The sequence below is a fragment of the Acidovorax sp. HMWF029 genome (assembly GCF_003060895.1).
In the GTDB taxonomy this organism is placed as follows: Bacteria; Pseudomonadota; Gammaproteobacteria; order Burkholderiales; family Burkholderiaceae_C; genus Acidovorax.
This window is the reverse complement of the sequence record NZ_QAIH01000228.1, coordinates 1-5,437: the sequence shown is the minus strand read 5'-3', so window position 1 is coordinate 5,437 and position 5,437 is coordinate 1. Positions and strand designations below refer to the sequence as shown.

Below are 5,437 nucleotides of genomic sequence, written 5' to 3'. Positions count from 1 at the left end.
CTCAAGGCCCAGGGCCCGTGGCACTGCATCATCCACGCCGCAGGCCTGCTGCACGGCCCCCACGGCATGCCCGAAAAGCGCCTGGGCCAACTTCACTACGCGCAGATGGAAGCCACCTTCCGCACCAACACCTTCGGCCCCGCGCTGGTGCTGGCCCACTTTGCGCCGCTGCTGCCCAAGCAGGGGCGCTGCCTGCTGGCAGTGCTCTCGGCCAAGGTGGGCAGCATTGGCGACAACCGCCTGGGCGGCTGGTACAGCTACCGCGCCAGCAAAGCCGCGCTCAACATGCTGGTCAAAACTGCGGCCATCGAAGTGGCTCGCACCCACCCCCAAGCCGTGCTGGTGGCGTTGCACCCGGGCACCGTCAATTCAGCCTTGTCGGCCCCGTTCAACGGCGCAGAAATTGGCCGCCCGGCAGCGGAAGCGGCGGGCGACATGTTGCGGGTGCTGGATGGGGTGCCGGTGGAAGAAACGGGGGGCTTTTACGCCTACAGCGGCGACAAGCTGCCGTGGTGATGGCGGTGCGGTTTGCTATGATTTTGATACCGATGGTGCAATACCAGCGCGCGGTGGCAGCCCTTTTGGGTCATATTTTTGTGACGTGGCTGTTTTCCCGCTTGCACCAGCCTCGGTGGTTCAGCAAGAAATGCTTGGCGCAACCCCATCGAACCACGCCGCACGGGTGTTTCATGCTGCATCCATGGAGAATGCCGCATGCGTTCCTCCCCTTCTCACGACCTCAATCTGGTCGCCTCCCACACCACAGCCGCTGCCTCTGCCGTGAGTGATTGGGTGGCGCGGCACTACGGCCTGCCGGTGCAGCAGTGCTACCTGATCCGCCGCAACCTCAACGACAACTACGCCGTGCGGTCCTCGGATGGCAGCCGCTACGTGGCGCGGCTTTGTGCCATTCGGCCACGCGGCGCGTTCAATGTGGATTTTGAAGTTGCGCTGCTGGCCCACCTGCACGCACAGGGCGTGGGCGTGGTCACGCCGGTGCTGGCCGTAAACGGAGCAACCAACATTACCCTGCCGTTCCCCGAGGGCCCGCGTGCGCTAGTCCTCTTCCGCCACTGCGATGGCGCTGTGCCCGATACGCCCGAAGAATTGCACCTGACCGGCGCCACGCTGGCCCAGATTCACCGCGCCGCGCAAAGCTATGCAGGCCCCGCAAGCTGCTATGTGCTGGACGGCCACCACCTTGCAGGCCGCACGCTAGGCTACCTTGCCGCCCATCCCGAGCTTGACCCCGCCGTGCTCGATGCCTACCGGCAACTGATTGAGCGCCTTCTGAGCGAGCTGGCAAATGTGGAGGGCACCCTGACCCGCGTGATGTGCCACGGCGACACGCATGGCTTCAACAACCATGTGTACACCGATGCCGAGGGTGTGCAACGCGCCGCGTTCTTCGACTTTGACGACGCAGGGCCGGGGTTCCTAGCTTATGACCTGTGTGTGTGGCTCTGGTCGAATTTGCCGCGCAAGGCCCCCATGGAGCCCGACGAAGCCTTGCTCCAGCGCTGGCACCAGTACCTAGCGGGTTACCGCGCCGGGGGCGGCCATGTCACCGATGCCGACCTCACCGCCTTGCCCTTGTTCCTGCAGTTGCGGCACCTGTGGAACATGGGGGAGGGCGTGGCGCGTATCCACCACTGGGGCGCCAACATGATGTCTGCCGACTGGATCAAGAAGCAGCTCGATGTGATGGCCGCCTGGGCCCGGCTGGAGCTGCCGCGCGGCTGATGGGGTGACCCCCTCGCGCAGCCCCCATTGGTGCTAAATCGCTGGGTAGCTGCCCGTGCCCCCAGGCCACGCCGTCAGCACCTCATAGCCGCTGTCCGTCACCGCCACCATGTGCTCCCACTGGGCGGAGAGCGAGCGGTCCTGGGTCACCACCGTCCAGCCATCGGCCAGCTCCTTGGTTTCGCGCTGGCCTGCGTTCAGCATGGGCTCGATGGTAAAGACCATGCCCGACTCCAACCGCAGGCCCTGGCCGCGCCGCCCGTAGTGCAGCACCTGCGGCTCGTCGTGGTACACGGTGCCAATGCCGTGGCCGCAGTACTCGCGCACCACGCTGAAATTCTCGCGCTGCGCCACGGTGGCAATCGCGTGGCCCACGTCGCCTAGCGTGGCACCGGGCTTTACGGTGCGGATGCCCGCGCACAGCGCCTCGTACGTGGTGCCCACCAGCCGCTGGGCCAGCACGCTGGGCGTGCCCACGCAGAACATGCGGCTGGTGTCGCCATACCAGCCGTCTTTTTCCACCGCCACATCGATGTTCACGATGTCGCCCTTCTTCAGCGTCTGCTGGGGCGAGGGGATGCCGTGGCATACCACATGGTTCACCGAGGTCAGCACCGTCTTGGGGTAGCCCAGGTAGCCCACATTGGCAGGCCGCGCGCCCTGCACGTTCACGATGTGGTCGTGGCACAGGCGGTCCAGCGCGTCGGTGGTCACGCCCGGCACCACATGCGGCTCGATCATCGCCAGCACCTCGGCCGCCAGCTGCGCCGCGCGCCGCGCCATCACCAGTTCTTCGGCCGAGCGGATCGGCACCCCACGGTCAGCGCGGGCCATCAGTGCGGCTGCTTTCTGGTGCGTGCGGCAGGGGCAACGCCCGTTGCCGGGGTTGCAGGCTTGCTGTCCAGCTCACCCCGCGCCGCCAGCGCCACATCCAGCCCACCCGCCAACTCGGCCCGCACCAGCATCTGGCAAATCTCGCGGTGGTCCAGGTCGGGGTACATCTCGGCCAGCATGCCCACGCGCATCCAGTGCTCGGCCTGGGAGTTGATGGAACGGCTCAGCGCCGTGCTGGCCAGACGCAGGTTTTCGTGCATCTGGTCGGAAATTTTGACTATGCCCATGGGGTGTGATATATACGAAACGTATTTGTATTGTATATGTTTTGAATATTCCGAAAACACGCCAGCATCCAAGCGCAGTCCATCCAGCCACGTCTGGCTTGTTCAGTGGCACAGAAGTTGGCTGTTCGACGACGGATAAGGTGGGCGAAATGCTGCGGGTGGCCGTACGGCAGGTCCAGGCCACCTTGCAAATGAAGGCGGCGGGTGTGGAGACGGATTGCACCGCTTGGGACGGCATGGTGCATTGCTGGCAGCTCTTTGCGCCCGTGCTGGATGAGGCGCTGGCTTCGCTGGATCAGGCGGCTCGGTTCATCGCAGCGCACCAACGCACGGCCAAGGCTCAAAGAAAGCCTTCGGCGATTGCTCTGCGTCAGCGGTCCTCAGCCCTCGGCTTGCAAGCCCTCCGCCAGCGCCTCAAACACCACCCGAATCCGCCGCGAGGTGCGCAGCTCGCGGTGCGACACCAGCCAGATGGGGAAGCGCACTGGCGGCAGGTCGTCCAGCACGCGGACAACGCCTGGGGTGTGGCGCGCGATGTTGTCCATCATGGCGCCGATGCCCATGCCCTGGCACACCAGCACCCAGTGCGCCACGGTGTGGTCGGAGTAGCAGCTGAAGTTGTCTTCACTCAAGTGCAGCCCGTGCTGGCGCAGGTACGCCAGATACCGGCCCGCGCGGTCCGAGCCCACGAACGGCACCTGCGTTGCGTCCTGCGCGGTGCGCGGGTGGCCGTAGGTCTTCACCCAGCCTTCGGAAGCATAGAAGTGGGCGGTGGCCTCACCGATAAGGCGGGCGATCAGGTCTGGCTGCTCGGGCTTGACGTGGCGAATGGCAATGTCGGCCTCGCGGCGCAGCAGGTCGCTCAGCGCGTTGGACGAGATCACCTCGACGGCAATGCCTGGCTCCTGCGCGCGCAGGCGCTGCACGATGGGCGGCAGCAGGTAGGCGGCCACGGCGTCGGTGGCCGACACCGACACCACACCGCCCACCGCCTCAGACCGGCCCGTGGCCGCCAGGCCCAGGGCCTCGGCGGCCGCGCCCATGGCACGCGCGTGTTCCAGCAGGTCGAGCCCGGTGGGGGTGAGCACCATGGCCTTGCCCACACGCTCGAACAGGGTCACGCCCATGTGTTGTTCGATGGCGGCCACCTGGCGGCTCAGCGTGGGCTGGGTCAGGCCCAGTTTGCGGGCGGCGGCCGAGAGCGATCCGGTTTCTGCGGTCTCCAGAAACGCCTTGAGCTGGTTCCAGTCGAGGTTGTCCATGCGTAAATGTATATGTTCACTGCAATAAAGGCCGTTCCCTGCGGGGTTTTGCATGGATAGCATTCCGGTACCACTCAACGCCCGATGCGCCGCCTGCCCATGCCCATGCCCTTCACCGCTCCGGCCCTCCAAGCCACGCCACACGCCGGGGCAGATGCAGCTCCCGTGGCCCGCAAGGCCCGCTTTTGGGACCGCATAGCGCCCAAGTACGCCGCCGAGCCCATTGCCGACATGGCGGGCTACGAGGCCACGCTGCAACGTGTACAGGCACTGCTGCCCCCCGATGCCCATGTGCTCGAAGTCGGTTGCGGCACGGGCAGCACGGCCATGCGCCTGGCACCGTTCACCGGGCGCATGCTGGCCACCGATGTCGCGCCGGGGATGATTGCCATTGCCCGGCAGCGGCTGGCCGCCCAGCCCGTGCCGCAGCTGGGCTTTGCGGTGGCCGATGCCGACGCACCGGGGCTGGGGCAGGGCACCTACGACGTGGTGCTGGCCTTCAGCATGCTGCACCTGGTGGACGACCTGGACCACGCACTCGAGTTGCTGGTGCAGGCCCTGCGTCCCGGCGGTCTGCTGATCTCCAAGACGCCGTGCATCAACGAGATGAATCCCCTTATACCCCGCCTGGCGCTGCCCTTGATGCAGGCCATCGGCAAGGCACCGCAGGTGCTGTGCTTCGACGCGCAGCACCTGCGGTCGGCCCTGGTGCGGCGGGGGCTTGAGGTTGTCAGCGTCGAGCGCCACGGCACCCGGGGCAAGGACATCCGGGTCTTCATCGTGGCCCGCAAGCCGGGCTGAGCGCCCTCTCTCCTCTTTTTTCTAGACAGACCGTGACCACGGCCGGGCCCGAAGGGCTGGGCCGGTGGCGGGCTGCTGCGCGCCTGCTTTTTTTTCTTTCTCCTTTTTTTCCCATTCACCAAGGAGCCGTGTATGACTGCGTTGTGCCCATTGCCTCCTTCTTTTCCCTCTTTGCAGCGGTTGGCCGTAGTGCCTGCGGCCCTTATCACCTTGGCCCTGGGGCTTACCTTGCCTCTGGGGGCTTGCAGCGGGCGCAGCGGTGGCGGCGGCGATGTGGCCCTGTCTGATGGGGGATGGGGTGGCGGATCGGGGGGCATGGCGCCGGTGGTCGCCAACAGCGCGCTGGAGGGCGACTGGGTGCAAAAGGGCTGCATCACGGTGGGGGCGCAGTCGTTCAAGAAGACGCTGCGGGCGCACACCACCGGGCAGGCCACGCTGGACTACTACGAAGGCGTTCTGATCTTTGCGGGCAACGACTGTGCGGGCGCCTCCCAACGGGTGGGCCCCAGC

The 5,437-nt window shown here is 66.2% G+C and carries 7 protein-coding genes; 4 read left to right on the top strand and 3 right to left on the bottom strand.

What is annotated here, in order from left to right; genetic code table 11:
• Both DBR12_RS16975 and DBR12_RS16970 read left to right on the top strand, forming a co-directional pair.
• Nucleotides 1–516: SDR family NAD(P)-dependent oxidoreductase (locus DBR12_RS16975; protein WP_233244688.1), on the top strand; the 516-nt coding region annotated here is incomplete at its 5' end.
• 198 nt (nucleotides 517–714) lie between these two features.
• A complete protein-coding gene (locus DBR12_RS16970) occupies nucleotides 715–1,743 on the top strand; it encodes a phosphotransferase enzyme family protein (protein ID WP_108618343.1) in 1,029 nt (342 codons plus the stop codon).
• A 33-nt stretch (nucleotides 1,744–1,776) separates the two neighbouring features.
• On the opposite strand, the gene map is transcribed toward DBR12_RS16970, so the two are convergent.
• The 3 genes from map to DBR12_RS16950 all read right to left on the bottom strand — a co-directional run bounded on the left by map (nucleotide 1,777) and on the right by DBR12_RS16950 (nucleotide 4,126).
• Nucleotides 1,777–2,577, bottom strand: coding sequence for a type I methionyl aminopeptidase (gene map, locus DBR12_RS16965; RefSeq protein WP_108618342.1), 801 nt, complete (start codon nucleotides 2,575–2,577; stop codon nucleotides 1,777–1,779).
• Nucleotides 2,577–2,864, bottom strand: coding sequence for a ParD-like family protein (locus tag DBR12_RS16960; protein ID WP_108618341.1), 288 nt, complete (start codon nucleotides 2,862–2,864; stop codon nucleotides 2,577–2,579). The genes map and DBR12_RS16960 overlap by 1 nt, the downstream gene beginning before the upstream one ends.
• A gap of 380 nt (nucleotides 2,865–3,244) precedes the next feature.
• Complete coding sequence (locus DBR12_RS16950; RefSeq protein WP_108618340.1) at nucleotides 3,245–4,126, bottom strand: LysR family transcriptional regulator; 882 nt, start codon at nucleotides 4,124–4,126, stop codon at nucleotides 3,245–3,247.
• 84 nt (nucleotides 4,127–4,210) lie between these two features.
• On the opposite strand from DBR12_RS16950, the gene DBR12_RS16945 reads away from it, so the two are divergent.
• The gene (locus DBR12_RS16945) at nucleotides 4,211–4,927 is read left to right on the top strand and encodes a class I SAM-dependent methyltransferase (RefSeq protein WP_233244686.1); all 717 of its coding nucleotides are present in this window, start codon (nucleotides 4,211–4,213) and stop codon (nucleotides 4,925–4,927) included.
• 132 nt (nucleotides 4,928–5,059) lie between these two features.
• A partial coding sequence (locus DBR12_RS22035) for a hypothetical protein (protein ID WP_199226711.1) occupies nucleotides 5,060–5,437 on the top strand: 378 nt, incomplete at its 3' end.

Excerpts from the sequence above, each read along its gene's own strand:
- DBR12_RS16970 (WP_108618343.1), top strand. The coding sequence starts at position 715 with ATGCGTTCCTCCCCTTCTCACGACCTCAATCTGGTCGCCTCCCACACC.
- map (WP_108618342.1), bottom strand. The coding sequence starts at position 2,577 with ATGGCCCGCGCTGACCGTGGGGTGCCGATCCGCTCGGCCGAAGAACTG.
- DBR12_RS16960 (WP_108618341.1), bottom strand. The coding sequence starts at position 2,864 with ATGGGCATAGTCAAAATTTCCGACCAGATGCACGAAAACCTGCGTCTG.
- DBR12_RS16950 (WP_108618340.1), bottom strand. The coding sequence starts at position 4,126 with ATGGACAACCTCGACTGGAACCAGCTCAAGGCGTTTCTGGAGACCGCA.
- DBR12_RS16945 (WP_233244686.1), top strand. The coding sequence starts at position 4,211 with ATGCGCCGCCTGCCCATGCCCATGCCCTTCACCGCTCCGGCCCTCCAA.